Origin of the sequence: Stenotrophomonas sp. Sm10 (assembly GCF_030985515.1) — a bacterium.
Classification (GTDB): domain Bacteria; phylum Pseudomonadota; class Gammaproteobacteria; order Xanthomonadales; family Xanthomonadaceae; genus Stenotrophomonas; species Stenotrophomonas hibiscicola.
The window spans coordinates 1-26,929 of sequence record NZ_JAPTFO010000006.1; the positions used below are offsets into that span (position 1 = coordinate 1).

Annotated in this window: 25 protein-coding genes and 2 pseudogenes; 6 read left to right on the top strand and 21 right to left on the bottom strand. The window is 66.5% G+C overall.

Going from position 1 to position 26,929, the window contains the following annotated elements; all coding sequences use genetic code 11:
* The 5 genes from O0J15_RS02845 to pip all read right to left on the bottom strand — a co-directional run.
* The coding region (locus O0J15_RS02845) for an MgtC/SapB family protein (protein ID WP_308305039.1) at nucleotides 1–697 on the bottom strand (697 nt) is incomplete at its 3' end.
* Between the two features lie 30 nt (nucleotides 698–727).
* The gene (gene mgtA / locus O0J15_RS02850; protein WP_164143806.1) at nucleotides 728–3,487 is read right to left on the bottom strand and encodes a magnesium-translocating P-type ATPase; all 2,760 of its coding nucleotides are present in this window, start codon (nucleotides 3,485–3,487) and stop codon (nucleotides 728–730) included.
* Nucleotides 3,488–3,550: 63 nt separating this feature from the next.
* Complete coding sequence (locus O0J15_RS02855) at nucleotides 3,551–3,850, bottom strand: hypothetical protein (protein ID WP_155029611.1); 300 nt, start codon at nucleotides 3,848–3,850, stop codon at nucleotides 3,551–3,553.
* Nucleotides 3,851–4,140: 290 nt separating this feature from the next.
* Nucleotides 4,141–4,440 (bottom strand): hypothetical protein, encoded by a 300-nt coding sequence (locus O0J15_RS02860; protein ID WP_019337231.1) that lies wholly within the window; start codon nucleotides 4,438–4,440, stop codon nucleotides 4,141–4,143.
* A gap of 206 nt (nucleotides 4,441–4,646) precedes the next feature.
* Nucleotides 4,647–5,594: a prolyl aminopeptidase gene (pip, locus tag O0J15_RS02865; protein WP_164143805.1), complete on the bottom strand. Its 948-nt coding sequence runs from the start codon at nucleotides 5,592–5,594 to the stop codon at nucleotides 4,647–4,649.
* Between the two features lie 114 nt (nucleotides 5,595–5,708).
* Here pip and O0J15_RS02870 point away from each other — a divergent pair, with 114 nt between their 5' ends.
* Together O0J15_RS02870 and O0J15_RS02875 are read left to right on the top strand one after the other, a co-directional pair.
* Nucleotides 5,709–6,374, top strand: a complete 666-nt coding sequence (locus O0J15_RS02870) for a TraX family protein (RefSeq protein WP_164143804.1) — start codon at nucleotides 5,709–5,711, stop codon at nucleotides 6,372–6,374.
* Nucleotides 6,375–6,832: 458 nt separating this feature from the next.
* Nucleotides 6,833–7,189, top strand: coding sequence for a hypothetical protein (locus O0J15_RS02875; protein ID WP_111098504.1), 357 nt, complete (start codon nucleotides 6,833–6,835; stop codon nucleotides 7,187–7,189).
* A gap of 97 nt (nucleotides 7,190–7,286) precedes the next feature.
* Here the strand turns inward: O0J15_RS02875 and O0J15_RS02880 are convergent, their stop codons facing one another.
* Nucleotides 7,287–9,482: a TonB-dependent siderophore receptor gene (locus tag O0J15_RS02880; protein WP_308305040.1), complete on the bottom strand. Its 2,196-nt coding sequence runs from the start codon at nucleotides 9,480–9,482 to the stop codon at nucleotides 7,287–7,289.
* Between the two features lie 256 nt (nucleotides 9,483–9,738).
* Between O0J15_RS02880 and O0J15_RS02885 the strand changes: the two genes are divergently transcribed.
* Nucleotides 9,739–10,341: a TetR/AcrR family transcriptional regulator gene (locus O0J15_RS02885; RefSeq protein WP_164229131.1), complete on the top strand. Its 603-nt coding sequence runs from the start codon at nucleotides 9,739–9,741 to the stop codon at nucleotides 10,339–10,341.
* Between the two features lie 12 nt (nucleotides 10,342–10,353).
* Nucleotides 10,354–11,466: a crosslink repair DNA glycosylase YcaQ family protein gene (locus O0J15_RS02890; RefSeq protein ID WP_239502409.1), complete on the top strand. Its 1,113-nt coding sequence runs from the start codon at nucleotides 10,354–10,356 to the stop codon at nucleotides 11,464–11,466.
* 252 nt (nucleotides 11,467–11,718) lie between these two features.
* Here O0J15_RS02890 and O0J15_RS02895 read toward each other — a convergent pair whose 3' ends face one another.
* From O0J15_RS02895 to O0J15_RS02905, 3 genes are all read right to left on the bottom strand, one after another.
* Nucleotides 11,719–12,312 carry a mechanosensitive ion channel domain-containing protein gene (locus tag O0J15_RS02895; RefSeq protein WP_164143801.1) on the bottom strand — a complete coding sequence of 198 codons (594 nt, stop codon included), beginning with the start codon at nucleotides 12,310–12,312 and terminating at the stop codon, nucleotides 11,719–11,721.
* 6 nt (nucleotides 12,313–12,318) lie between these two features.
* Nucleotides 12,319–13,185 carry an SDR family oxidoreductase gene (locus tag O0J15_RS02900; protein ID WP_308305041.1) on the bottom strand — a complete coding sequence of 289 codons (867 nt, stop codon included), beginning with the start codon at nucleotides 13,183–13,185 and terminating at the stop codon, nucleotides 12,319–12,321.
* A gap of 100 nt (nucleotides 13,186–13,285) precedes the next feature.
* Complete coding sequence (locus O0J15_RS02905) at nucleotides 13,286–13,669, bottom strand: sensory rhodopsin transducer (protein ID WP_058982857.1); 384 nt, start codon at nucleotides 13,667–13,669, stop codon at nucleotides 13,286–13,288.
* 59 nt (nucleotides 13,670–13,728) lie between these two features.
* Here O0J15_RS02905 and O0J15_RS02910 point away from each other — a divergent pair, with 59 nt between their 5' ends.
* Nucleotides 13,729–14,715, top strand: a complete 987-nt coding sequence (locus O0J15_RS02910; protein WP_308305042.1) for a TIGR03885 family FMN-dependent LLM class oxidoreductase — start codon at nucleotides 13,729–13,731, stop codon at nucleotides 14,713–14,715.
* Here the strand turns inward: O0J15_RS02910 and O0J15_RS02915 are convergent.
* Nucleotides 14,685–16,481: pseudogene (locus tag O0J15_RS02915) on the bottom strand (alpha-amylase family protein). The gene O0J15_RS02910 and the pseudogene O0J15_RS02915 overlap by 31 nt on opposite strands.
* Here O0J15_RS02915 and xth point away from each other — a divergent pair.
* Nucleotides 16,432–17,223 carry an exodeoxyribonuclease III gene (gene xth, locus O0J15_RS02920; RefSeq protein WP_308305043.1) on the top strand — a complete coding sequence of 264 codons (792 nt, stop codon included), beginning with the start codon at nucleotides 16,432–16,434 and terminating at the stop codon, nucleotides 17,221–17,223. The pseudogene O0J15_RS02915 and the gene xth sit on opposite strands and share 50 nt — an antisense overlap.
* On the opposite strand, the gene O0J15_RS02925 is transcribed toward xth, so the two are convergent.
* The 11 genes and pseudogenes from O0J15_RS02925 to O0J15_RS02975 all read right to left on the bottom strand — a co-directional run bounded on the left by O0J15_RS02925 (nucleotide 17,224) and on the right by O0J15_RS02975 (nucleotide 26,884).
* On the bottom strand, nucleotides 17,224–18,942 hold the full coding sequence (locus O0J15_RS02925; RefSeq protein ID WP_164143798.1) for a diguanylate cyclase: 1,719 nt from the start codon (nucleotides 18,940–18,942) through the stop codon (nucleotides 17,224–17,226). It lies immediately after the preceding gene.
* Nucleotides 18,943–19,062: 120 nt separating this feature from the next.
* Nucleotides 19,063–19,257: a hypothetical protein gene (locus O0J15_RS02930; protein ID WP_111200977.1), complete on the bottom strand. Its 195-nt coding sequence runs from the start codon at nucleotides 19,255–19,257 to the stop codon at nucleotides 19,063–19,065.
* Nucleotides 19,257–19,892 (bottom strand): DNA-3-methyladenine glycosylase, encoded by a 636-nt coding sequence (locus O0J15_RS02935; protein WP_155029598.1) that lies wholly within the window; start codon nucleotides 19,890–19,892, stop codon nucleotides 19,257–19,259. The genes O0J15_RS02930 and O0J15_RS02935 overlap by 1 nt, the downstream gene beginning before the upstream one ends.
* A 72-nt stretch (nucleotides 19,893–19,964) precedes the next feature.
* The gene (locus O0J15_RS02940) at nucleotides 19,965–20,924 is read right to left on the bottom strand and encodes a cation diffusion facilitator family transporter (protein WP_134729180.1); all 960 of its coding nucleotides are present in this window, start codon (nucleotides 20,922–20,924) and stop codon (nucleotides 19,965–19,967) included.
* Nucleotides 20,925–20,993: 69 nt separating this feature from the next.
* Nucleotides 20,994–21,578, bottom strand: a complete 585-nt coding sequence (locus O0J15_RS02945) for an AprI/Inh family metalloprotease inhibitor (RefSeq protein WP_308305044.1) — start codon at nucleotides 21,576–21,578, stop codon at nucleotides 20,994–20,996.
* 209 nt (nucleotides 21,579–21,787) lie between these two features.
* On the bottom strand, nucleotides 21,788–22,045 hold the full coding sequence (locus O0J15_RS02950; RefSeq protein ID WP_308305045.1) for a hypothetical protein: 258 nt from the start codon (nucleotides 22,043–22,045) through the stop codon (nucleotides 21,788–21,790).
* Entirely contained in the window at nucleotides 22,042–23,394 is a 1,353-nt protein-coding gene (locus O0J15_RS02955; RefSeq protein WP_308305046.1) for a TFIIB-type zinc ribbon-containing protein, read from the bottom strand. Before O0J15_RS02955 ends, O0J15_RS02950 begins: the two co-directional genes overlap by 4 nt.
* Before the next feature lie 20 nt (nucleotides 23,395–23,414).
* Nucleotides 23,415–24,554 (bottom strand): SPFH domain-containing protein, encoded by a 1,140-nt coding sequence (locus tag O0J15_RS02960; protein WP_308305047.1) that lies wholly within the window; start codon nucleotides 24,552–24,554, stop codon nucleotides 23,415–23,417.
* Between the two features lie 101 nt (nucleotides 24,555–24,655).
* Complete coding sequence (locus O0J15_RS02965; protein WP_306341177.1) at nucleotides 24,656–25,084, bottom strand: NAD-binding protein; 429 nt, start codon at nucleotides 25,082–25,084, stop codon at nucleotides 24,656–24,658.
* A pseudogene (locus O0J15_RS02970) lies at nucleotides 25,073–25,546 on the bottom strand (NAD(P)-dependent oxidoreductase); the annotation flags it as partial. The pseudogene O0J15_RS02970 and the gene O0J15_RS02965, both read right to left, overlap by 12 nt.
* Before the next feature lie 45 nt (nucleotides 25,547–25,591).
* The gene (locus tag O0J15_RS02975; protein WP_308305048.1) at nucleotides 25,592–26,884 is read right to left on the bottom strand and encodes a transporter; all 1,293 of its coding nucleotides are present in this window, start codon (nucleotides 26,882–26,884) and stop codon (nucleotides 25,592–25,594) included.
* Between the last annotated feature and the right edge of the window lie 45 nt (nucleotides 26,885–26,929).

A 26,929-nucleotide genomic window follows, 5' to 3' on the forward strand; every position in this document is an offset into this window, starting at 1 on the left:
GCCGCTGGATGTGGTTCACCACCGGCCGCAGCAGGGTGTTCGCGGCCAGCACGAACACTGCCGCCAGCACCGCTTCGATCTCCACGTCACGCTCGCCGAATGGCCGCTGGTCCACCGCGCGCACCGGGTACTGCGCCTGCTCAAGCAGCAGCAACAACCGGTCCAGCACCTCGGCCTGCTGCTCGCGCTGGCAGACCACGTTGATCGCATAGGTCGCCTCGCTGAACGCTTCCGGCAGCGGCTGCCGCTGGATGTGGTTCACCACCGGCCGCAGCAGGGTGTTCGCGGCCAGCACGAACACTGCCGCCAGCACCGCTTCGGGCAGCAGCTTGATACCGGCACACGCACCCACCGCCGCCGAGCCCCACAGGGTGGCGGCGGTGTTCAGGCCGGACACCTGGGCGCCGTCCTTCATGATCGCACCGGCGCCGAGGAAGCCGACGCCGGAGATCACATAGGCCACCACATGCAGCGGCGAGGGTGAACCACCGTACAGGTCATGGAAGCGCACGGCCAGATCGACGAACACTGCCGCGCCCACCGCCACCAGCGTGTTGGTGCGCAGGCCTGCGGTGCGCTGGCGCAGCTGCCGCTCCAGGCCGATGACCGTGCCCAGCACGAACGCCACCGACAGGCTGATCAGCGAGCTCAAGGTCGCGCCGGCGTTGAAGGCCGGCAGGTTGGGATTGATGTCCATTGTGTTTCTCCCTGGACAAGCGGCGGGCGTTTACTGCCAGCCGTACCGGCGGATGTAGAACTTCTTCAGCGCGGTGGTCAGCACCGCATAGCCGAACAGGATCGCCACCAGGAACGGCCAGTAGCCGGCCGGCAGCGCCTGCAGCTTGAAGTAGCCGGCCAGCGGGCTCATCGGCAGGGCCACGCCAATGGCCATGATCAGGCCGGTCATCAGCAGCAGTGGCGGCGCGGCGATGCTCTGCAGGAACGGCACCTTCGGCGTACGGATCATGTGCACGATCAGGGTCTGGGTCAGCAGGCCGACCACGAACCAGCCGGACTGGAACAGGCTCTGGTCGCCGGCGGTGCGCGCATCGAACACGTACCACATCAGCGCGAAGCAGGTCAGGTCGAAGATCGAGCTGATCGGCCCGAAGAACACCATGAAGCGGCCGATGTCCGCCGGGTTCCACTTCAGCGGCTTGCGCACCAGTTCCTCGTCCACGTTGTCGAACGGAATGGCGATCTGCGAGATGTCGTACAGCAGGTTCTGCACCAGCAGCTGCAGCGGCAGCATCGGTAGGAACGGCAGGAAGGCCGAGGCTACCAGCACCGAGAACACGTTGCCGAAGTTGGAGCTGGCGGTCATGCGGATGTACTTCAGCATGTTGTTGAACGTGCGCCGGCCCTGGATGACACCTTCCTCCAGAACCATCAGGTTCTTTTCCAGCAGGATGATGTCGGCCGCCTCCTTGGCGATGTCCACCGCGCTGTCCACGCTGATGCCGATGTCGGCCGCGCGCAGCGCCGGTGCATCGTTGATGCCGTCGCCGAGGAAGCCGACCACCTTGCCCTGCGCACGCAGCTCGCGTACCAGCCGCTCCTTGTGCAGCGGCGTCAGCCGGGCAAACACGCGATGGTGGTGCAGCGCCCGCGACAGCGCGCCATCATCCATGCGCTCGATCTGCGGGCCGGTCAGTATGGTGTCCGCGTCCAGCCCCACCTGTGCGCAGACACGGGCGGTCACCAGTTCGTTGTCGCCGGTGAACACCTTGACCTCCACGCCATGCGCGGCCAGCGCCTGCAGCGCCTGCGCTGCCGATTCCTTCGGCGGGTCCAGGAAGGCGACGTAGCCGACCAGGGTCAGGCCACATTCGTCGGCCTGCGAATAGGTGGTCTGGCTCGCGGCGGTCTCCTTCATCGCCACCGCCACCACGCGCAGGCCCTGTTCGTTCAGTTCCTCGGTGGTCTGCCGCACGCGGGCCAGGCGGTGCTCGTCCAGTGGCATGTCCTGGCCGTTCTCGCGCACGGTGCTGCACACCGCCAGCATCTCTTCTACCGCCCCCTTGCAGATCAGCTCGTGGTGGTCCTCGCGCTCGGAGACCACCACCGACATGCGGCGGCGCTCGAAGTCGAACGGGATCTCATCCACCTTGTGGTAGTCCTGCGACAGCCGCAGCGAACTCTGCAGCTCCACGTGTTCCAGTACTGCACGGTCGAGCAGGTTGATCAGGCCGGTCTGGAAGTGACTGTTGAGGTAAGCGAACTTCAGTACGTCTTCCGAATCGTGGCCGAACACATCGGTGTGGCGCTCCAGCGCGATCCTGTCCTGGGTGAGGGTGCCGGTCTTGTCGGTGCAAAGCACTTCCATCGCGCCGAAGTTCTGGATGGCATCCAGGCGCTTGACGATCACCTTGCGCCGCGACAGCAGCACCGCACCCTTGGCCAGGGTGGAGGTGACGATCATCGGCAGCATTTCCGGCGTCAAGCCCACCGCCACCGACAGCGCGAACAGGAACGCCTCGGTCCAGTCGCCCTTGGTCCAGCCGTTGATCAGCAGCACGAACGGCACCATCACCAGCGCGAAGCGGATCAGCAGCCAGCTGACACTGTTGACGCCGGCTTGGAACGCGGTGGGCGCATGGTCGGTGGCGGTGCTGCGCTGGGCCAGCGTGCCGAAGTAGGTGCGGTTGCCGGTGGCCAGCACCACGGCAGCGGCGGTGCCGGACACCACGTTGGTGCCCATGAACAGTAAGTTGTGCTGTTCCAGCAGGCCAGCCAGGCCATCGCCGGGGTATGCGAACTTTTCCACCGGCAGCGATTCGCCGGTCATCGCTGCCTGAGCGACGAACAGGTCCTTGGCGGTCAGCACGCGGCAATCGGCTGGAATCATGTCGCCGGCCGACAGCACGATGTGGTCACCGGGCACCAGTTCGCGGATCGGCAGGTCCAGCAGGCGCGCCGGGCGCCGGCTGTGCAGGTGCGCGCCGAAGTACTGGTCGGCCACATCCGCAGCCTCGGTGCCCGGATTGCGGCGCAGCACGCGTGCGGTATTGCCGACCAATGCCTTCAGCCGCTCGGCGGCGCGGTTCGAGCGACCTTCCTGCACGAAGCGGATCAGCGTCGACAACAGCACCATCGCGCCAATCACGATCGTCGCCTTGATGTCCTCGGTCAGCCAGGACACCGCCGCCAGCACGGTCAGCAGCAGGTTGAACGGATTGCGGTAGCACTGCCACAGATGGCGCCACCACGGCAGCGGCTTTTCGTGATCCACCTCGTTGGGGCCGAGCGTGGCCAGTCGCTCCTCGGCCTCATGCGGGCTGAGGCCATCGGCATGCGATTCCAAGGTGGCCAGCAGCTGCGTTTCATCCTGCTGGGCAAGGGTGACCAGGCCGGTGGTAAGCGCGAACGGCGCCGCTTCGGCGCTGCCCGGGCCAAACCCGGCTTCGGGCATCGCGCGGCGGCGGAACAGGTTGCCTGCGCGACGGCTGCGCAGGAAGGCGTTGAACCAGGCATTGAGCAGGCTCATGGGACGCTCCTCGAATGTCAGAGCCGGCCGCAGCCGGAACACGAACGGAATGGGTGAGGCAGATCAGGCGTGGCGCATCGCCAGCACTGCCGGCGACCACGGCTGCATGTGCAGGCGCTGGCTGCCGCCGACGCACAGCGGCTTCATTGCATCGCGCAGGGGATAGGGCAGGTGGCGCAGCACGGTGATGCGCTCGCTGATCGGCAGCAGCGACAGCGCGTCGGCCACCACGCGTGGCGAACCGAGTGACAGCGAACGGGCGAACATGACCGGGCCGTGCTGCAGCAGCTGGCTGCGCAGGGCGGCAACATCGCGCTCGCCAATCAGGCGGCGCAGGGTGATGTAGAGGATCTTGTAGGACATGGGGCGATCTCCAGGCAGGGGGCGCCTGGCGGTCCCCCGTCACTCAGGCAGGCAGGAACCGGCGGGCAGGCGCCAGGAACAGGCAACAAGCGGTCATCCGGGGCGCGGTGCGCCCGGCAGGGTCGGGGTCCATCTGCGTCTCCATGAGGGAGGGTGCCGGGCAGGATTGCCCTGGCCAGTGGCGCTATTGTCCGCCCCTGAATGGGACGGGCCTAGAGGCTCGTGGGTTAGCCCGGCTATACCTTGGTATAGCCGGCATGCGCAGCGTCAGTCGAGGGCTCAATGATGGATCAATGCGAAGCGCTGGTCTGCTTGCACACGTCGTACTCGCCGCGGCTCAGCGTCTTGTTGCGGTCGGTGTCGCAGGCGTGCAGTCGTTCGGCCCAGTCCGGTGCCACGGCATCCACCTCGGCCAGCGTGACGATGCCGTCCTTGTCCTTGTCCAGCGATTCGTAGGCAGGGATGAGCCTTACTTCTGTCACGTCCTCGGCGGCGGTGGCCTTGCTGGCCTCCTGGGGATTGGAACAGGCGCCCAGCAGCAGGCCCGCAGATAGCGAGAGAGCGATGGGAAGGCAGCGATAACCGGTCATGGCGTGCTCCTGGGGAAAGGGCGAACCACCGGTGCGGTGGTCACCGCCGGATCTTCTGCGCGGAGCTGTAAGCGGGCTGCGAAAAATGGGGCCGTGGCCCGTTGCCGGTGGGTGGCCATTCACCTGGCCGCGCAGCAGCGATTGCGCGGAGTCGACGCCACCCTCGAACGGTGGGATGCCGGCCAGCGGCCGGCACTACCATCTGCTCAGAAACGGTCGGCAAAGGCATCCGTCGCCCGCACCAGCGCATCCACCGTGGCCGGCTCGTTCGCGCTGTGGCCGGAGGTCACCATCTCCAGCCGCGCTTCCGGCCAGGCCTTGGCCAGGTCCCAGGCGCTGCGCGGCGGGCAGATGATGTCGTAGCGCCCCTGCACGATCACGCCGGGCAGGTGGCGGATGCGATCGATATCGCGCAGCAGCTGGTCAGGTTCCAGGAAGATGCCGTTGCGGAAGTAGTGCGCTTCAATACGAGCCTTGGCCAGCGTATCCAGCGGATCATCGGTGGATTGCGCATCCACGTCGTGCTGCAGGGTGGCGGCGTTGTCTTCCCAGCCCAGCCAGGCCTGCGCGGCTTCGATGCGGGTCGTCTCGTCCGCGCTGTCCAGCCGCGACCAGTAGGCTGCGATCATGTCACCACGCTCGGCCTCTGGAATGTAGGCCTCATAGCGGTCCCAGCGCTCCGGGAAGATCCAGCGCGCACCCCCATCGGCCTCGGCGAACCAGCGGTTCTCCATTTCGCGGCCGAGGAATACGCCGCGCACGATCAGGCCGGTGGCGCGCTCGGGATGCGCCTGCGCATAGGCCAGTGACAGGGTCGACCCCCAGGAGCCGCCATAGACCAGCCAACGCTCGATGCCCAGGCGCTCGCGCACCTTTTCGATGTCCGCCACCAGGTCCTGCGTGGTGTTGTCGCGCAGCTCGCCGAACGGCGTCGAGCGTCCGCTGCCACGCTGGTCGATCAGCACGATGCGGTAGCGGGCCGGATCGAAGAAGCGGCGATGGGTGGGTGAAATGCCGGCGCCTGGGCCGCCGTGCAGGTACACCACCGGAATGCCCTCCGGCGTGCCGCACTCTTCGATGTGCAGCGTGTGCAGATCGCTCACCTTCAGGGTGAACTCGCGGTAGGGCTCGATGGCGGGGTACAGGGTGCGCATGGCGGGGGCCTCACAAGCAGGGTCGGCCAGCATAGCGCCGCCATCTACGGCTTGCAGTGGCGGGCTCCTGCGCGGCGCTGGAAATGCGCTGGCCGATGCGCATAAGCTTCCGCGATGCAAGCGACCACGACCGGGACGTCCACGTTCAACCTCAGCCTCGGCAGCGGCGCGCGCGAGCTGTTGAAGTGGATCGCGCTGCTGGCCATGACCGGTGATCACGTGGCCAAGGTGGTCTTTGGCGGCTACCTACCGGTGGTCAGCGAACTGGGGCGCATTGCCTTCCCGCTGTTCGCGCTGGTGATGGCCTGCAACCTGGCCCAGCCCGGGGCCGACCTGCGCAAATCGATACGCCGGCTCGCGTTGTGGGGGCTGATCGCGCAGCCATTGCACGCATTCGCGTTTGGTTCCTGGCTGCCGCTCAACATCCTGCTTACCTTCACTTTGGCGGTCGTGGCCGTTCATGCGCTGGCGAACCATCGGCCCGTTCTGCTGTTGCTGGCTGCCGGCGTGCTGCCGATGTTCGTGGATTACCAGTGGGCGGGTGTCGGCTGCGTGCTGCTGGGATGGATCGCGTTCCGGCATCGCGCGTGGTGGCTGTTGCTGGTCGGGCTCGCAGCGGTGTGCTGGGCCAACCACAACGGCTGGGCATTGCTGGCTGTTCCTATGGTCGTGCTGGCGACGCGGGTGCCGAGGCAACTGCCGCGCTGGCGTTGGGCGTTCTATGGGTACTACGTTGGGCATCTGGCGGTGCTGGCATTGGTTGCCCATCTGCTTGCGTAATGTCGGAACTGGCATGTGGCATGTCCTGAATGCCGGATGCGGTCAAGGAACGCGCGGTGCCGATGCGGGTGAAGCATGCCGCCATCGGCATGCTGCAAGTTATTGAATTTTCGGCGCGATTGTCGATATGCGACAATGCTGCCACTGCGTGAACGTTGCTGTCTTTGCACTTGGGTTGTTGGCGCCTGCCACCCCGCTGGGCACATGATGGATTGCCACCGAAAAAGGGTGGCCGGGTGTGGAAACCCGTTTAGCTATGCGTTGTTTACGCTTGCCAGCCGGCGTCGCCTTGCGCGGCGCCGGCTGGCATTCCGTTCGCGTTCTATGGCGGGCGGTACGTGGGGTGCGCGCAAGCGAACCCACCGGGTAATGACGCTTAGCTACCGGTTTCCACACACGTACCGTCCGCCGCCTTTGTTAAGGGCGGTGGTCCCGCATGCCTTGCACAGAGACCTGCCATGAACGCATCGGAGTTCCCCCATCAGCGCGCCCCGGCCAATGCCGATGAGGGGCACGACATCCCGCCCGATCCCAACAACCTGACGGCCCTGCTGCACAGCATCGGGCTGGGCGCGGCTTCTGACGGCCAGCCTTGGCCCGAGCGCCACCAGCTGCCGGGCCGGTGCCTGGCGTTGGCCGACGCCGACGGTGCGCTGGCCGGGCTGCGTGTGGTGCAGGAGATCCTGCTGGCGGCCGAACGCGCCCGCCAGAATGGCGGCCCGGAACAGTACGTGGGTGATCGCGTAATGGAAGGGCTGAAGCTGGCGGCATTGGCGTTGACCAGCCACGCCATCTATCGCCTGCATCCGGAATGACACGTAGATCCACGCCATGCGTGGATGCCGTTCGCGGATTGCCTGACGACCTGTAGAGCCGAGCCTATGCTCGGCTCTACAGGGGTTCCACGCCAGCTTAGAAATCCATCGTTGCCGACAGCAGCACCGTCCTCGGTGCACCCAGCGCCAGGCTCGACAACAACGGCATGCCCCAATACGCCTTGTTGGTCACGTTGTTGACGGTGGCGCGCAGCGCCAGCGGCCTGCCGGCCAGTGTGGTGCTGTAGCGCGCGCCGACATCGAACAACGTCCGCCCAGGCACCGACAGGCGGTTGTCGGCACTGATGTACTGCTTCGACATCGCCGTGGCAGTGCCGGTGAGGGTCAGGCCTTCCAGCGCGGGCACATCCCATTCCACACCGAGTTTGGCCTGCCGCTGCGCATTTGCCGTGGCCATGCGGCCTTCATTCACGCCGCCAGCCGTCCGGGTCAGCTTCGGCTGTACATAGGCCATGCCACCGAGCAGGCGCACGCCGTCCATCGGTGCACCGAAGAAGCCCCATTCCACACCCCGGTTACGTTGCTCGCCGCCAAACGAGAAGATATTCGTGACCGGGTCGGTGTAGCTGCTCGGTCGCTTGATTTCATACACGCTGAAGGTGTGCGCGAAGGTGCCCAGGTCCAGCTTCACGCCCAGCTCCTTCTGCTTGGTGCGGAACGGTGCGAACACATCGCCGGCATTGGCGGCGGTCATCGGCGCGGTGGCGCCCTGGCTAAGGCCTTCGATGTAGTTGGTGTAGAGGGAGATCGTGTCGGTGGCCTTCAGCAGGAGCGCCGCAGCCGGGGTGGTGGCGCTCTCGTCGTAGCGTGAGGTGCGTGCGCCGCTGGCCACGTTGAAGGTTTCGCTGACCACCTGCTGACGGCGTATACCCAGCGTCAACTGCACGCGATCATCGGCGAAGGCCAGCGTGTCGGCGACGCCGAGGCTGTCCAGCCGCAGTTCGGTATGCGAGATGTGCGGTGCCACGAACGGCGCGGCCGGGCCCCATACCGGGTTGTACAGATTGGTGGTCCAGTCCCAGCCGGGTACGCTGCGCCGGCCGTAGTCGTTCTGGGTGTGCTGGTAGTGGGTCACGTTGGCGGCCCACTGGTGGCCGACAGCGCCGGTGCGGAAACTGCCACGCAGACCAGCATCTGCGGATTGCTTCTTGATATTGAAGGCGAGCTGGCCGATCACCGTGGTGAAGTCGCCAGCTGGATTGAGGATCTGCGCGCTGATCGAACCGTTGTAGCGGTAGTCGGTCTTGCTGGTGCCGTAGGCCAGATAGGCCATCAGGCTATCGTTGATGTCCAGCTCGCCGCGCAGCATCGCGCCCTTGTCCTGGCTGTCCACGTAGGCCCAGTCCGGGTTGATCAGCGTATCGCCGCGTGGCGGCCGCGGAATGGCGACGCCGGGTGCCAGACCGACGCCACGCGCGGGGCCGTCCACGCGGTCGTCGGCGCTGTACAGATCGGCCGACAGCCGCGCACGTTCGCCGCGCCAGTCCAGTGCCAGCGAACCGAGCTGCACCTTCTTGCGCTGCTTGCCGACCGCGCCATCGCCATCACGGTACGCGCCGTTGAAGCGGATGCCGAACTGTTTGTCGGCGCCGAGGCGACGGCCCATGTCCACATGGGTGCCGAACTGCGCATCGGAGGCGAAGTTGGCGCTGACCCGCAGCAGCGGTTGCTCGCTTGCGCGCTTGGGGACCAGGTTGACGCTGCCACCGACCGAACCACCCGGCGGCATGCCGTTGAGCAGCGCGGAGGGGCCCTTCAGCACTTCGATGCGCTCGAACATTTCCGGCGAGGTGCGGTAGTAGGGCGCCATGCCGCTGAGGCCATTGAAGGTGGTGTCGCTGGTGTTGGAGGCAAAGCCTCGGATCGCGTAGTTCTCGCTCCACGCACCGGTGACGCCGTTGCTGAACACCGTGGGGTCGGTGGCGGCGATGACGTCGGTCAGGTCCTTGGCCTGGCGGTCGCGGATGAAGGACTCGGTATAGCTGACCGTACTGAACGGCGTGTCCATGAAATCCTTGTCGCCGAGCAGGCCGATACGGCCGCCGGCGGCCACCTGACCGCCGGCATAGTCGCCGGTCACGCGGCGCTGTTCCTGCACCTGCACCGAGGGCAGGGTGGACGGCGCGGTTTCGGCCAGCGCGGCGCACGATGCCATCAGGCCAAGCGCGAGCGCCGATGCGCGGTAGCGCCGCGCCAGGCCGTGTGGGAGTGGCTGGCTGCAGGACGCGGCGGCAGCTCGGATTTGTGGAGAGGAGAAGGGGTACACGGTCATGCCAGGGTCCTGTGAATCGCGAGGGCGAGCGCGCCTCGCGCGCGGCCATCGGCACGCACGGGAAGAGGGGCGCAGCGCAGGGTTGTTGGCTGGGTGGGGACCTGGCGGAAAGTGAGCCACGGGGCTCGATCCGGGCGGCGCCATGAGTGCGAACCAGACGCATTCCGAATTAGTTGAGTAAATTAAACTAAATATACCGAAGCGGACAAGAGGGTCCCTTTGCTGGCACCCTCGGCAGGGTATGAACACGCACCGTATGAGCACGCACCCCGATCCAACGGCGCCGACCCGTGGCCGCCCGCCCACCATCACCCCGGAGCGCCTGGCCGACATCGGCATCCGTCTGGGCCTGCCCAACCTGACCATGGCCAACGTGGCCGCCGAACTGGCGGTGACCCAGGCGGCGCTGTACAAGCGCGTGGCCAACCTGGAGGCGTTGAAGCGGCTGGTGGCCGAAGCCGTGTTCCAGCGCTGGCAGATCCCCCGCGCCTCGGCCGATGCGGCGGGTGGCCTGCAGGGCTACCTGACGGTGTTCGTGGAGTCACTGTGCGAGGTGGTGAAGGCGCATCCCGGGCTGCCCCCGTACCTGCTGCGGCGCACGGTGGCGACCGCGCCGATGCTGGAAAAGATCGCCTCGCACCAGGCACACGTGGCCGAGGTGTTCGGCCTGCCGGTGGACAAGGCGCGCTGGCTGCTGGCCACGATCGCGTTCTACTGCATCGCCGGCGCCGACACCATCTACGCGATTGCGGATGACGAGGAGGGGCAGGTCATCACCGAGTTCAAGCAGGGCATGCGGGCGCTGGTAATCGGGTCGTTGCAGTTGTTGGATGCGGACGACGGGGACGGATTGCCGTGACCCCATCCACGCATGGCGTGGCTCTACAATGCGGCCATGCCTGCCACGCCCACTCTCGATGACCTTCGCCGCTACGCGGTGGCGCGCACCCTGTTCAAGCCGACCACGCTGCTGACCGCGATACGACGGTTGGGCTTCGTGCAGGCCGACCCGATCAGGGCACCGGCGCGCGCGCAGGACCTGACCCTGCGGCACCGGGTGAAGGACTATCGCGCAGGCGATCTTGAGCGCCGGTATACCCGCCTGCCGGTGGAAGAGGATTGCCTGGTGAACTACGGCTTCCTGCCGCGCGAGCATCTGGCACTGATGCACCCGCGCGTGTCCAAGCGCGAATGGGACGCCGAGACCCAACGCCGCGCCGCCGACGTGCTGGCCTTCGTGCGCGAGCGCGGCAGCGTGCACCCGCGTGAGGTGGACCAGGCGTTCGCGCATGGGCGGGTGACCAATTACTGGGGCGGCACCAGCAACGCAAGCACGCATCTGCTTGACGGCATGCACTACCGTGGCCTGCTGCGGGTGCAGCGGCGCGATAGTGGCACCCGCATCTATGCAGTGGCCGAGCACGCCGAGCCGGACGCCAGCGAACAAGCGCAGGTCGAGCGCGCCGCCGCCCTGATCGACCTGGTGGTGCGCAAGTACGCGCCGCTGCCGTCGGCCAGCCTGACCTATCTGGTGCGCCTGCTGGGCTATGGTGCACCGCATCTGGCCGAGCAGACCCGCAAGGCTTTGGCGCTGGCCAAGCAGCAGCTGGCCAGCTGCACGCTGGAGGGCACCACCTGGTACTGGCCGGCGGACGAGAATCCGCGTTCGCGCCGCTATGCACCGGACGAACAGGTGCGCCTGCTGGCGCCGTTCGACCCGGTGGTGTGGGACCGCCGTCGCTTCGAGCTGCTGTGGGGATGGGTGTACAAGTTCGAGGCCTACACGCCTGCACCGAAGCGCCAGTATGGCTACTACGCACTGCCGGTGTTGTGGCACGACCAGGTGGTGGGCTGGGCCAATCTCAGCGTGCGCGAGGGTGAGTTGGTGTCGAACGTGGGTTATGCCGGCAAGTCGCTGGCCCGCGACAAGGTGTTTGGTGGCGCGCTGGACGACGAGCTGCAGCGCATGGCGGAGTTCCTGTAGCGTCAAGCGGCGCATGGGTACCTATCTGGTGCTGGCCGCGTTGATGTGTTGGTCTGTGATCGGGCTGGGCTTCGGCTGCTTCCCGGCACACAGTGCTGCACAGCTGGACCCTATCCAGGCATTGACGGCGGAATAGGGCCGCCCGCTATGCACCTGTAGAGCCGAGCCCGCGCTCGGCTGCACTCCGTTCAGGTCGCGCCGTACCGAGCGCTGCGCGCAGCAAGCCGAGCATTGGCTCGGCTCTACAGCTACTCAGCGCACCTTGCCTTTGATCGGCACGCTTCCCGGCAGCTGAGAATAGCCGCCGTCACCCCAGTGCCGGGTGATGCGCTGGAAGAACAACGAGTTGGGCACGCGCAGCAGGCAACCGCGCGCGCCTTCGCCACGATCACTCAGCGTGGTGTAGATCAGGTTGATGTCAACCACCTGACCGCACAAGCCCGGCTTGTCCACGCTTTCCAGCACTTCGATGGTGTCATTGATGCGGAACGGGCGCGTAGCCACGATCAGGAACGAACAGAACAGGTTGGACAACACGCTCCACGCTGCAAAGAACGCCACCGCACCGACCGCCATGAACCCGGTCAGCGCGGTCCACAGCACCGAGCGCGAAACGCCCAGCCGCTCCAGTATCAGCAGCGCGGCCGCCAGATACAGCAGCAATGCACCGCCGCGGCGCAGGCCCACATGAAGCTCTGGAGCCAGCCTGCCGCGCTGCCGGGCCTGCACCAGCAGCCACGCCAGCGCGCGCACCATCACCCACGCGACGCCGAGGATGGCCAGCACCTCGGCCACCGGCACAACCACGGTCAGCCAATCCTGGATCCAGGCGGGCAATCCGGCCATGAGGGGTCACAGTGTTGCCGCGCCGCCGGAGATGGTCAGCAGTGCGCCGGAGGTATAGCTGGCGCTGTCCGAAGCCAGCATCACATAGGCTGAGGCCAGCTCGGCCGGCTGTCCGGGGCGGCCGAACGGCGTCTGCGCGCCGAACTGTTCGACCTCTTCGGCGGCCATGCCAGCGGGAATGAACGGCGTCCAGATCGGGCCGGGTAGCACGGCATTGACGCGGATCTGATGTTCGGCCAGCAGGCCGGCCAGCCCCAGCGTCAGGTTGGCGACGGCACCCTTGGTTGCAGAATAGGGAAGGATGTTCGGCGTCGGCCGCTTGGAGTTGACCGACGCCGTGTTGATGATCGCGCCGCCACCGCGAAGATGTGGCACGCACAGCCGGGTCAGATTGAACACGGCATGCACGTTGGTATCGAACGTCCGCTTCCAGTCATCCAGGGTGATGTCGTCGAAATGCTCGTAGTAGCGTTGGTAGGCCGCGTTGTTGACCAGGATGTCGAGGCCGTCAAGCTCGCTGGCCACGCGGTCTACGAGCGAGCGCGCCTGCGCCGGGTCGCTGATGTCACAGGGCACCAGCACGGCCTTGCGCCCGGCCTGTTCGATCTGCTGCTGCACATGGCGGGCGTCGTCCTGCTCTCCATCGAGGAATGCGATGGCAACGTCGGCGCTTTCGCGCGCGAACGCGATCGCCACCGCCGCGCCGATGCCGCTGTCACCGCCAGTGATCAGTGCCTTCTTGCCCTGCAGCAGTCCATGCCCGCGGTAGCTGTCCTCGCCGTGGTCCGGCCGGGGCTGCATCTGCGCGGTCTTGCCGGGGAAGGATTGCTGTTGGGCGGGGAAGGGCGGGCGTGGGTAGTCGGGCAGGGCCATCGTCACTCTCCGGAAGGAAACCGGGGCCAGTCTCCCGCCATGGCGGTAAACGGCCGGAGGGCGCGGTGTCGTTGCCGCGTGGATGTGTGCGCGCAGGACTTCACAGCGGATGGGCGATGGTGGTCATGATGCTGTTGGCCGGTTGACGCGAATCCAGTCGCGTGTGCTGCACGATGATCGGCTGGTCGGATTCGACGAGGGTAGCGAAGCCGGTGCCGCGCGGTACCGGCGCCGGATCCTGCAGGTCATTGAAGCGCAGGTGACAAGTGCGTCGTGCCGGCACGGTGACCCGGTAGGGGCCCACGGGATCTCGGTCTTCGAAGTAGAGGGTCAGGGTGACATGCGCGTCCTCGTTGCCGGCATTGAGGACACAGCAGGTTTCGTGACTCTGCATCTCCGGTGACGGGCCGTTGCTCCAGGCTGGAATGTAGCCTTCGGCGATAGCCCAGCGTCGATGCCCGATGCAGGAAGCGTTCGTTTCCATGACGCCGTTTTAGCCCGGCGGGTGTTGCCATCGTGTCCAGTCCCCGCACGGAATCCGTGATGACCATCGGCTACCACGCATCGCATGAGCAGTTCCCGCCCGCCACTTTGCTGGGCCTGGCACTGCGCGCCGAACAGGCGGGATTCGAGGCTTTGATGTGCTCGGACCACTTCCACCCGTGGACGACCGCGCAAGGGCAGTCCGGCCACAGCTGGGTATGGGCCGGCGCGCTGGCGGTGCAGAGCGCGTTGACCCTGGGCATGGTGACCTGCCCGATGCTGCGCCAGCACCCGGCCTTGGTGGCACAGGCAGCGGCGACGCTGGAGCAGTTGGCGCCGGGCCGGATCTGGCTGGCGCTGGGCACCGGCGAGGCCCTGAACGAGCGCATCACCGGCCAGCCGTGGCCAGCCAAGCGAGAGCGGCAGAAGGCACTGCGCGATGCGGCCGAGGTGATGCGGCGACTGTGGGGTGGCGAGCGAGTCGACCACAGCGGTGGCTTCCAGGTGCGCCAGGCGCGACTGTACAGCCGACCGGCGCTTCCCCTGCCGCTGCTGGGTGCAGCGGTCACGGAGGAGACTGCACGTTGGATGGGGGGCTGGGCCGATGGCCTGATCACCATCAGCCAACCGCTGGCGCAGTTACAGCGTGTGGTGGCAGCGTTCGAGGCAGGCGGTGGCAGGGGCAAGCCGATGTACCTGCAGGCCAAGCTGTCCTACGCGCGCGCCGAACAGGCGGCGCTGGAAGGTGCGATGGAGCAATGGAGCGCCAACGTGCTGCCACCGGAACTGGCCGAAGGCCTGGACCAGCCCGAACAGTTCGAAGCACAGGCCCGATCGGTCAGCGCCGAGGTGGTGCGCCAGCACGTGCATGTCTCGGCAGACCTCGGCCAGCATCGGGCCTGGCTGCAGGAACTGCAGTCACTGGGCTTCGATCGCATCTACCTGCACAACGTGAACCGCGAGCAGGAACGCTTCATCGATGATTTCGCCGAGCACGTACTGCCTGCGCTGCGCACTCAGGCACCCTCGGCGGCCAGCCACGTATAGCCATGGCCCTGCAGGTAACAGCGGCGATCCTGCAGCTTGGCGCCGCGGCCAACCAGCGTGTTCAACGGACCGCGCAGGGGCACGTCCACCTCGACCGGCTCGTCGCCGAAGTTGATCAGTGCCAGCGCCTGATGGGGTGCCTCACCGTAGCGGAGTATCAGCAGCGCGGGAGATGGCGGGTCGAGCGTGTGAGGACCCTGCTGCAGCACGGGATGTGCATTGCGCTGCTGCAGCAGCTCGCGCACCCGCAGCAGCAGTGAACCTGGCGTCGCGCGTTGCGCCTCGACGTTCACCGTGCGGTAACCGTACGGGCCGTCTGCCGGTGGTGCGCGCCAGGCATGCCGCGGTTGATCGGTAAACCCCGCCGCTGGTCCACCGTGCCAGTGCATCGGCATGCGCACGGCATTGCGCTCTGGCAGCTCCAGGCAGTCACCGAGGCCGATCTCTTCGCCATAGCGGATCACCGGTACCTGGCCCAGCGACAGCAATGCCGCCCAAGCCATACCCTGCCATGCGATGTCGCCCTCCAGCATCGGCGCCAGCCGGCGACGGATGCCACGGTCATAGATGCGCATGCCACGCTCAGGGGCGAAGCGCTCCATCACCGCTTCGCGCTCCTCCGGCTCCAGCTGCTCCAGGTCAAGCTCATCGTTGTTGCGCAGCCAGGCGATGCGGGTGTGCGGCGGCGCCTGCGGTCCGTATTCGGCCATGACCCGGGCCACTTCGCTGGCGTCGCCGCGCGCCAGGGCCAGGAAGAAATGATTGTTGAGGTGGAAATCCAGCAGGTGCGAAAGCCGCCGGCCCTGGCAGAGGAAGTCACCGTAGCGCGACGCGGGGACGTCCGCTTCGCCGATCAGCGGCAGGCCTGGCTGCTGCGCGTCTGCCGTGGCGCGCATTTCCTCCAGCAGCCACAGCCCGTCGTCGCGGGGGTCGGCGTGTCGCGCGCGCTCGACCATGTACGGAGCGGCGTCCACGCGGAAGCCGGCCACGCCGCGCTGCATCCAGAACGTCATCACCCGCAGCAGTTCCTCGCGTACCGGCGCATGGGCCAGCTCCAGGTCTGGCTCGTGCCGGTAGAACATGTGCCGGTTGAACGCGCCGGCCTCGGCGTCTCATGTCCAGGCAGACGCCTCGATCGGCGGGAACATCGGCTGCAGGCCGTCGTCGGGCACGTGGTCGCTCCACAGGTACCAGTGGCGCCATGCCGGGTCGCCCCGCTGCGCGGCGACGAACCACGGGTGGGCGCTGGCAGTGTGCTGCATCACCAGCTCGACGATGATGCCGATACCGCGTGCGGCGGCAGCATCGACCAGGCGCTGGAACGCCGCCTCGTCACCCAGGCGTGGATCGATGCGGTAGTGATCGGTGACATCGTAGCCACCGTCACGGCCGGCGTTGCAGTAGAACGGCAGCAGCCACAGGTGGCTGATGCCGAGCCATTGCAGGTAGTCCAGCTTTTCGGTGATGCCATCCAGAGTGCCCCAGCCGCGCCCATTGCTGTCGCGGAAGAGGTAGGGGTCGACCTGGTAGATCGCGCGCAGCGGACGCACCGCCATTGGGCCGCTCCAGCACCGTTCAAGGGTGACCAGCCTGCTGCGCGACATGGCAGCGGTCCGTGAACCGGACGGCACCGCATCATGACGCGGCATCCACGGCCCCTGCATGCCCGGACGCGCACTGTGAACGCTCACTCGATGCGCCGAGGAGCCTCTAGCCATGTCCCGCCGCAAAACGCTTCGTATTGCGACGTTCAACGTCAACGGCATCGGCACACGCCTGCCGCAGCTGTTGGACTGGCTGCACAGGGAATCGCCGGATGTGGTTGCCCTGCAGGAACTGAAGGCGACCGACGCCGCGTTTCCCGCTGCGGCATTGGAAGGGGCCGGCTACGGTGCACTCTGGCAGGGTGAGGCGCGCTGGAACGGGGTGGCGCTTCTTGCACGGGGGGCCACGCCGGTTGAAAGCCGCCGCCGATTGCCGGGCGAGCCCAAGGACACCCAGAGCCGCTACCTGGAGGCGGCGGCGCATGGCATTGTGGTGGGCGCTCTCTACCTGCCCAACGGCAACCCGCAGCCCGGGCCCAGGTTCGACTACAAGCTGCGCTGGATGGCGCGCCTGATCCGGCATGCGCGCAGCCTGGTCGAGCTGCCGCACCCGGCGCTGCTGCTGGGTGATTTCAACGTGATTCCCACCGAAGCCGACGTCTACGACCCCAAGGCCTGGCGCCGCGATGCGCTGTTCCTGCCCGAGGTTCGCGATGCCTTCGAGCGGCTGCTGGCGCAGGGCTGGACCGATGCGCTGCGAAAGGTGCACGGCGACGCCACGATCTACACCTTCTGGGACTATTTCCGCCAACATGCCGAGCGCGACCGTGGGCTGCGCATCGATCATCTGCTGTTGAATCCGATACTGGCGGAGCGACTGAAGGATGCCGGCGTCGACCGCTGGGTACGACCGCAGGAAAAGGCCAGCGACCACGCGCCAGCCTGGGTGACGGTCAGGGCGTGATCAGCGTGCGGCTGGGTCTTCGCGCCGCTCGCGGCGTACCCGCGCGCGGGTGCGGTACAGGCGGCTGTCCGCCTTCTGGATGGTGTCGGCCACGGGTTCGCCGGGCGTGTTGATGGCCGCACCCATCGAGAACGCGCTGGGCGAAAGCGCGGCGTGGTCCTGGTACCAGTGTTCCAGTTCGCTCAACCGGCCATTTTCGGGCGCGACCAGCACCACCATGAACTCGTCGCCACCCAGCCGTACCACGGTCTCGTCCTTGCCCAGCGGCGAGCGCAGGAAGGTGGCGAACTCGACCAGCACGGCATCGCCACGGCGGTGGCCCTGGGTGTCGTTGATGTGCTTGAAATGGTCCAGATCGAACATCACGCACGCCCAGCGCTCGTCAATCAGTTCATCCAGCCGGTGCAGGTAACGCCGGTTGTAGCACTGCGTGAGCGGATCCTTGAAGGACATGTCGCGCAGCTGCTGCTCCTGCATCCTCAGCGCGGTGACGTCCTGCGCATGCCCCAGCACGTAGGGCGGGCTGGCTTCGTTGTCGAGCACGTTGTGGTACGCCCAGTAGTGGCGCGTACCATCGGCGGCAATCAGCTCGATCACGCCAGCGTCGGTGTGGTTTGCCTGGATCCGGGCGAGGTAGGCCTTGAAGCCCTCGCGCTTTTCCGGTGGCATCAGGTCACACAGGCTGCGCCCGATCATCTGGCTTTCCTCGAAGCCCAGCGACTGCACCGCCGCCGGATTCACCGAGGTCAATGTCCCGTCCAGCGTGTGGGTGCAGATCAGGCCCAGGCTGTAGTGGAACAGTCGCCGGTAGCGGATTTCGCTGGCTTCCAGCGCGTCGAGCGCGGCTCGCTCATCCGTGATGTCCTGGATGGCCCCGACCAGGCGCGGATGGCCGTCGACCTGTTGCCGGCTGCCGACCACCCGGGTCCAGATCGCGCGCCCGTCGGCGGTCGTCATTGGCAACTGCACCTCCCAGGACGTGCCTTCGTCGATGCAACGCTGCACTGCCGCGCGGATGATGTTGCGGCTGTCTTCGCGATAGAACGACAGCGCGGTGTCGAGCGTCGGTTCAAAGTTGCTGCGCACGCCGTGCAACTGCTTGGTCTCGCGGGTCCAGCGCACTTCGTTGGTGACCAGGTCCATCTCCCAGCCGCCCACCCGCGCCGCGCGGTTGGTGCGCTCCAGGAAGTCTTCGCTGCGTTTCAGCTCGCGATGCAGCGCTTTCGCCTGGCCAACCTGCGCCATCAGGGTACTGCGCTGTTCCAGCACCTGGGTGGTGACCCGCGCCAGGTGCACCATCAGTTCGCGCTGGGAGGGGGACAGCACGCCGGGCATCGGGTCGAGCAGGCACAGCGTGCCGATACGTGCGCCGTGCGCCGAGCCCAGGGGGATGCCAGCGTAGTGGCGGATGCGCGGCCCACCTGTCACCAGCGGATTGGTGGAGAAACGTGGATCCTGGCGCGCATCGGGTATCTCGAACAGCTCGTCCTGGCGTATGGCATGGGTGCAGAAGGAAATTTCGCGAGCCGTCTCGCTGACGCCCTCAAGGCCGATGTTGGCCTTGAACCACTGGCGGTCTTCGGCCACCACGGTGATCAGGCCCATCGTCAGGCCGGTCGCGGCGCGGGCGGCGGCGACGATGGCATCGAACACCGGCTCCGGGGGCGTATCCAACAGGTGCAGTCGTTCGATTTCAAGCAGTCGTTCGGCTTCGTCCATGGCGCTTTTCAGGGCTGGGTGGCGAGGGCGCTTGCGGCGGCTGTCTTGGATCACGGTAGTGCGTGCGGCGTTATGTATCGCCATGGCAGGGTGATGCCGGCGTGAGGTGGGTGCGTCGGTTCAGTGCTCGCGCAGCGATGCCTGCAATGCGGTCGCCAGCGCCGCGTCTCCGGACACCAGATCCTGCCAACGCAGCGCAATGCCCTTGCGTCGTCCCTTCTCAACCAGCTTCAGGCCTTCAGGGTCCACAGTCAGGGTGTAGGGCTGGCCATCGATCTCCAGTTCGCGTCGCAACGGCTTGTCGAGAGGTGTCATCAACGTCTCCTTGCGGGGGCGGAGATGCGGCGTCGCCGCACCGATACGTGACGGTGGTCACGGACATGCCATCGCCAGGGGAAATCGACGGCGCGCGTGATGCCGATCCGTGGACCAACTTCCGGGTCGAACGGAGGCGGGGTGCCGTCGCTGGCGATCACGATGCCATGGCTGCCTGTCACCAGATCGGCGCCGTCGAAGCTGCGGTCCAGCCCGAAGGCCTGCGAGAGCTTGCCGGGCCCGCTGGCCAGATCGTGGTCGCGGCGCGCAGCGGGGCGCAGTTCGCGCATGCGCTCCAGGCCCGCCAGCGGCTCGACGGCCCGCAGCAGCACCGCCACGCCTTCACCGACCTCTCCGCAGACAACGTTGCTGCCCCAGTGCATGCCGTACGTGAAGTAGACATAGAGGTGGCCGGCCTCACCGAACATGCTGGCCGTGCGCGGCGTTGGCCCGCGATAGGAGTGCGCGGCGGGATCGTCGCTGCCGGCATAGGCTTCAACCTCGACGATGCGGCCAGCGCGACCATCGTCGCGCACCAGCAGCTTGTTGAGCAGCTCCGGCGCAACGTCGGTCGATGGACGCCGGTAGAAGCGGCGCGGCAGGATCTGCAGGGAGGCGGGCAACCAATCCGGCACGGTGGTGGCAGGCTCGGGAGAAAGACTGTGGCACTGTGGCATCGATCAGGTGAAACGGGCGCAGACGCCGGGTCATTCCGGCGCAGGCGGTGCGGCCAATGCAGCGCGCCGGGCGGCATACACCTCCGGCGTCTGCGGCTTGATGAACAGTGCCACCAGCTCCGGATACTCGCGCTTGACCGCCGTTTCGATGCGGGTGATGCAGGCTTCGATCTGCGGGGTCCGCCGGTCATCCTCGAACTCGGCGCTGAGCATGGCCACGACCTGTTCCGGGCCCATCTGCATGGTGGTCACGCCATTGGCGCGGCGCAGATCCGGATCGGTTTCGGCCACCGCCATGATCCGCTCGGCCACTGCGGGATGGGCAGGCTCTCCGACCAGCAGGCCCTTGGTCTCACGGGCCAGGAGGAAGGCGGTGGCGGCCAGCACGCCAGCGATGCACAGCGACGCAACGCCATCAAGCACCGGCATGTCCAGCACCTGCGCGGCCACCAGGCCGATCAGTGCGAAGCCCAGCCCGAGCAACGCAGCGCTGTCTTCCAGCAGTACGGTGAAGGTGGAAGGATCCTTGCTGCGGCGGAAGGCTTCGAAGTAGCCAAGTTTGCCTTTGGTACGCCGGAACTCGCGCAGCGCCACCAACCAGGAGGCACCCTCGAACAGGATGGAGATGCCCAGCACGCTGTAGCTCAACGCGTGGTTGGTGGCCGGCTCCGGCTGGCGGATGTGCTGGATACCTTCGTAGGCCGACACACCGGCGCCGGCAGCGAACACCAGCAGGGCGACGATGAAGCTCCAGAAGTACAGTTCGCGGCCATAGCCGAACGGATGTACCGGGTCCGGCGCCTTGCCGGCGCGGCGCAGCCCGTACAGCAGCAGCACCTCGTTGAGGGTGTCGACCAGCGAATGCACGCCTTCGCTGAGCATGGCCGAGCTGCCGGAGATGCCGGCGGCGATGAACTTGGCGATCGCAATGGCGAGGTTGCCCGCGAGCGCGGCATAGATGACAAGGCGGGAACCGGTGGGAGCGGACATGTCAGCAGCGGGGCACGGTGGACGGCTGATCTTCGCGGTCTGCCCGTGCCCATCGCGTGCACGTCGCGGTCAACGCCCCCTGGGATTGAGATAAAGCCGGGCTCCATCCGGCTCGCGGAACCCCGACCAGCGCCCGCCTCCTGACGCGCGGAAGCGCCCGAATACGGTGTTGTTGGTATCGGTCAGCAGCAGCTGGTTGCCCGACAGTACCCAGCGGTTGGCCGAGAAGAAGCCGTCCGGGCAGCCGGCAGGCACGTAGGCGCTGTAGCCACCGAACCACTCACTGTTCTTCAGCTCGATGGTGCAGGTGCTGCCGTTCTCCTGGCCCAGCGTCCAGCTGCCGAACAGATCGCTGTCGCGCACATCGCGGTCGCCGCGGTGGCGGTCATGGTTCCAGTCGTCGTTGTCGTCGTGGAAACCGAAGCCCACGTCGATCTCCTTGCTTTCGGTGCGCGACTCGGACTGGGAGCTGCCACTGGTGGTGGTCTGCGTGGTCATCGAACCACTGGTCTGGGTCTGGGTGCTGCTGGATTGCGTGGTCTGGTCGGTGTGGGTGGTCTGTTCGCCGAAGCCGAACGAAGCGTCCTGGGCAAGGGCGGGCAGGGCCAGGAAGTACAGCGCCGACAGGCAGCTACGGGCAAGCAGAGCAGCCATCGCAGGATCCTCGGAAGGGTGGATCGCGCGAGTATCGAACCGGTGGGGTGGGAGACGGTGTGAGGGCGCGCCCTGAGGCAAGCCAGCCAAGAACAGGTGCTGTCCGCTGAAGGGTAGTGCCGGCCGCTGGCCGGCTCCCCTTTGACGCCCAGAGCCGAAGGAATGCCGGCCCGCGGCCGGCACCTCCCGCAGCCAGGCATGGCTTGGCTCTACTGGTCGGGTTTCACCCTTACCACCCGTTTCCGGTACTCGTACACGTTGTCACCGCGGATGCGCTTTTCCTCGGTGCCGGTGACCCGGCCCACCTGCTGGTCCGAACCGGTCACGGGCTGTGCCTCGATTTCGGTCTCGTGCTCGAAGGAATGCGATTTGTCGGTGTTGCGGTAATAGCGGTACAGCGCCCAATACAGCGCGGTCGCGCCGGCTGGACCTGCCACCAACAGCCAGAGTCCACTGTCGTCGCTCATGTCGATGCTACCAGGAAGGCAATTGCGAGGGCTTCAATGATGGTGCCGGTGGCCAGTGCCGCCAGCAGCATCTTCCATTGCTGCACGGGCACGCTGCCCATGGTTTCGCCGGTACGGCCGTTCACCGCGATGTAGTGCAGCATGCCGCCGTTCTTTCCGGGCTGGTGATACGAGTACAACCACACCGGCAGGTACATCGACATCCAGCGCGTTCCATGCACCTCCAGCTGTTCCTGTTCCCAACGCACGCCACGGTTGTAGCGCCTCACCGAACCTTCCACCTGTGCGCGGGCAATCGACAGAAGCTGGTCTTCCAGCCGCGGCCGCAGCTTTTCCACGTCGAGATTGCGTTTTTCAGAGGTGAAGCCGGCCAGGTACGAAGCGTTCCATTTCACCGCGTTCTTGGTGTCGAATGGCAGGATGGTGTTGATGATGTTGTTGGTGTTGGCCCGGGTATCCAGATTGCCGCGCTCGGCCGAGGATTCCAGGGGCAGGTCATCAACGGTGAAATCGACCTGGCGTTCGACCTGGTAGACATCTGCGTCGTACAGGGTGCGCTTGTTCTTCTCGGTGCCGACCGTGTATTGCCGGGTCTGGATCTCGCCCTTGCCGGCCACGGCCGCGCTGACATTGCTGTCGACGATCATGTAGGGCAGGAACACGCCCACCACGTTCTCCGGGGTGAACTGATCCTTGAATGCCTTCAGCGCGAACATGCGGCGCTTGTCGACGAACTGGCGGATGCGCGCGACCGCATCGTCCTTCTTGATATGGAAGGGCAGCACCGCATCGGGCACCGCGCCGTTGGCGATCTGCTCGTTGACGCCGAAGACGTGGCGGCACCAGTGGCAACGCGCCGTCATCGTACTCTCGGTATTGACCGTGACTTCGGCGCCGCACCCGGTGCACTTGAACGTCATCAGTGCCGAGGTGTCGGCATCGATGTCACGCGCGCCGGAGGCGATGACCGTACCACGCAGCTGGTCGATGGCCTCGCCCAGCCCGAATTCCTCCTCCACGCGCGCGCCATGCCATTCGTGACGGCAGTACAGGCAGACCAGGATATCGGTGCCGGCCTTGGGCCGGATGTCGGTGGCGCCGCACTTCGGGCAGCGGTTGAGACCGTCTTTCAGCTCGCTGGCCGAGGTATCGAGGGCCACAGGATCGGGCGCTTCCACTTCCTCGCGGATGGCCTGTGGCAGAGTCGACGTGTCCAGCGGGAAGCTGCCGGGCAGGGGAGGGACGTCCTGCGGCGAACCGGGCCCATCCAACGACGCCGCCGGCAGGGGCGGCGGCGTCGCGGGCACGGATCCGGGCAGCGGCGGTGGGCCGTTTCTGGGATCGGACATGTGGGTTGTGCGTTCTGCTGTTACAGGCCCAGTGCCTTGGCTTTCAGGGCGTCATAGTCGCCTTGGGTGATCAGGCCCAGGTCCAGCATTTCCTTTGCCTTCTTCAGCTTGGCCACCGGGTCATCCGCAGCCGGGGTGACCGGCTGCTGCATGCCGCCCACACCGAACATGCCCGAGGCCATGCCGACACCGACCAGGCCCGCCGCACCGCCGTTCTCGCCGGCCGACTGGATGCCCTGGGCGACGCTGGCCTGCAGGTTGGAATTGCCGCGCGAACCGGACAGCGCATCGGCGCGCTGCACGGTCTTCAGCAGTTCGCGGGTGTTGGCGTCGTACTCGATCGAGACGATGGCGGTCTTGACGATGGCCAGGCCGCGATCCGACTTCCACTGGTAACCCTGCTCGACGGCGGCGGACAGGCTCTGCGCGAAGCCCAGCGAGTCCTGCTGCAGCTTGGTGATGCGGTTGCCCTTGCCCGGATCGTTGGTATACAGGCTGAAGGCCGGGGCCAGCGAACCGACCACTTCATTGAACAGTTGGCTGGCAGCGGCGTTGTCCAGATCGGTGAAGTCGAACACCTGGCCCGGCCGCAGGTAGCTGGCCGGCACGAAGTTCTTCACGAACAGGATCGGGTCGACGATCTTGAGCGTGTACGAGCCGCGGGTGATCGCACCGACCTGGGTATTGAGGAATCCGTCGTCCCAGTAGATTTCCGACTGGGTGCCGAAGCGGTTGTCCGGCAATTCCTTCAGCGAGACGAAGTAGGCCGCCTGCTGCGCGCCCGGCTGGCCGCCGAACTTGAAGCGTTCCCAGCTCTGCTTGATGAAGGTGCTGACCAGGCCGTCGCCGGCGAAGATCGACTGCGAGTTCAGGGCGTCCGAACGCCATTCGTAGCCACCCGGTTCGGCGACGAATGCGGTGATCGCGCCGTCCTGGAGCAGCAGCAGGCCGTAACCTTCGGGCACGATGATCTTCGAGCCGTTGGTGATGATGTTGGACGAGCCGCTGGTGTTGGAGCCGCGGCCGGCATTGGTGCCCTGCGGCACCGCCGCGAACAGGGCGGCCGTGGACGGTAGGCCCGCCGGCACGGTGTAGAAGTCCTTCCACTGGTCGGCCAGCACACCGCCAACCGCCCCCTTCACCGCCTGTACCAGACCCATGTCCAACTCCCTGTGATTCGAGGGCAGGCACCATGCCTGCCGAGCTGGACTGAATATAGCAGCGGTGGAGGACGACAGTAGTGCCGGAACATGAATCCGGATCAGCGCCGGCCAGTGCCGGTTGGCCCGGCCCGTACCGCCTGCAGCACGGCCGCCATGTCCAGCGCCCCCGATCCGGACGCCAGTGCCTGTGCGAACAGCGCGTCGCTGGCGTCGATCAAGGGCGCATGCATGCCCACCTCATGGGCGGCAGCGGCTACCAGCCCACTGTTCTTGCGCACGTCGGTGATCGACGCCTGCACGCTGAAGTCACCACGAATCATTTTGTCCAGCTTGATTCGCGATACTTCGCTGGCCATCGGCCCTGCGTTGAGCACCTGCGCGAAGCGGTCAAGCTCGATGCCGTGTGCTTCGGCGAAGTACACCGCTTCGGCCAAGCCGGTGACCAAGGTGATCAGGTACAGGTTCACCGCCAGTTTCATGCGCAGTGCGGACGGCACTGCACCACAGCACACCGTTTGCCTGCCCATCGGTGCAACCAGTGGGGCGGCTGCCGCGAGGTCGACATCGGCACCGGCCAGCAGGATCACCAGTTGCGCCGCTTCGGCCTGCACGCGTGAGCCAGACACCGGCGCTTCCACGTAGCGGCCGCCCGCGGCACGGATCTGTTCGGCCAGCGCCTGTGAGTACGCTGCCGAGCTGGTACCCATGTTGATCAGCAGGCGGCCCTCGACCCGCTCGCCAAACGCCGCGCCATGCCGATCGAGCACGCTGTCGATGGCATCGTCATTGGCCAGCATCAGGACGAGGGTGTCGCAGGCCGCGAATACCTCGTCCACCGCCTCGCAGACGTTGATGCCGGCGGTGCGCGCGGCCGCATGGTTGCGGTCGGAGCGCGACCAGCCGCATACCTCGTAACCTGCGCGAGCCAGATGGGCCGCCATGGGCGTTCCCATCACTCCAAGTCCCAGGAATCCGATGCGCATGATGGACGTCCGCTGGCCGCAGAGCGCCCATCATGCCATGGGCAGCGGCCGCTAGAGCATGTAAGGAATCTTGAACGCCAGCGTGAAGTCCGGTGCGTCCGGGGTCAGTCCGATGCCCAGCAACGTTACCAGCGTGGTGTGCTGGTTCAACGCATAGGTCACGCCCAGGTTCAGTGATGCCGCATTGGCGTCACTGCCGATCACCTTCATCCACTTGCCACCCTGGAAGCGGGTGGAGGCGCGGGCGCTGATGCGGTCGCTGAAGGACAGGCTCAGGCTGGTCCGCTCGTTGAATGCGAAGGCAACACCTGCACCGAAGTACACCGAGCCGCCCAGCTTCACGTCGCCTGGGTTGACCGTATCCGGATTGCTGTCGATGTCGTTGAAGCCGCGAGGGATGGAGTGCACGTACCCGATGTTGGCGAACAGGATGGCCGGGTCGGCGGTCTTCACCATCGACAGGCCGAGGTTGGCCTGCCATACGCCGTTGCCGGTGGGTTGCTCGCGCGGCACGGCGAAGCGGATGTAGTCGTCGTCATCGCGTTCGATCACCTTCCAGTCCAGGCCGTAGGGCGCGCGCCCGGTGGGGGCGGTGACACCGGCCGTGAGCACGGTCTCAGGGCGCCAGCCGCGTTCGCCGAACAGCCGGTAGTTCGCGCTCAGGCCAATGTCGCCCAGGCCGTTGCCGTTGGTCTGCTCCTGCGCGACGGCCGCCGCTGCACCGCCGGCGCCGCCTTTCTGGTACACGGTGCGCCTCGCCAGGTAGGGCACATCCAGGTTGAGCGTCAGGTTCGGGCTGACGCTCCAGCGGGCTGCCACGTTATAGGTCAGCGAGTCGGACTCCACGTTCTCGATGGCGATATTGCCGAGGAAGATCGCGTCCAACGCGAGGAAGCCGTTGAGGGTGAGCTGCTTGCGGTCATAGCGGGCGTAGGTGAGGCTGTTCTCGACGGTGAAGCGACGGGAGAACAGGGCCGATTGCTGCTGCTTCACGTCGTCCACGCTGCGCCGCGACTCCTGCCTGGCCTGCTGGGCCTCGGCAGCGGTACTGGCGTAGCCCTCGCTGCTCGGTGGAACCGCGGCGGCCGCCGCCTGCGCCAATGGCGCGGCCGGTGGGGTCGAAGCCGGGCCAACCCGCCCGCCCAGGCGCGCCTGCATGGCCTGCACCTGCATGTCCAGTTCGCGCAGCCGCCGCACTTCCTGTGCGTAGTTGGCTTTCAGCTGTTCCAGCTGGTTGGCCAGGGCCTGCACGTCGGCGCCATCGTCAGGCGTCGGCGGCACGGCAAGGGCGGTGCCCGCCAGCGCCGCCAGCGCCAACGGGGTGATCCTCATCAGGGTGTGCATGTTCGTGTCCTGCGTTGTGGAGCGTTTCCCCCAATGCCAGGCCCT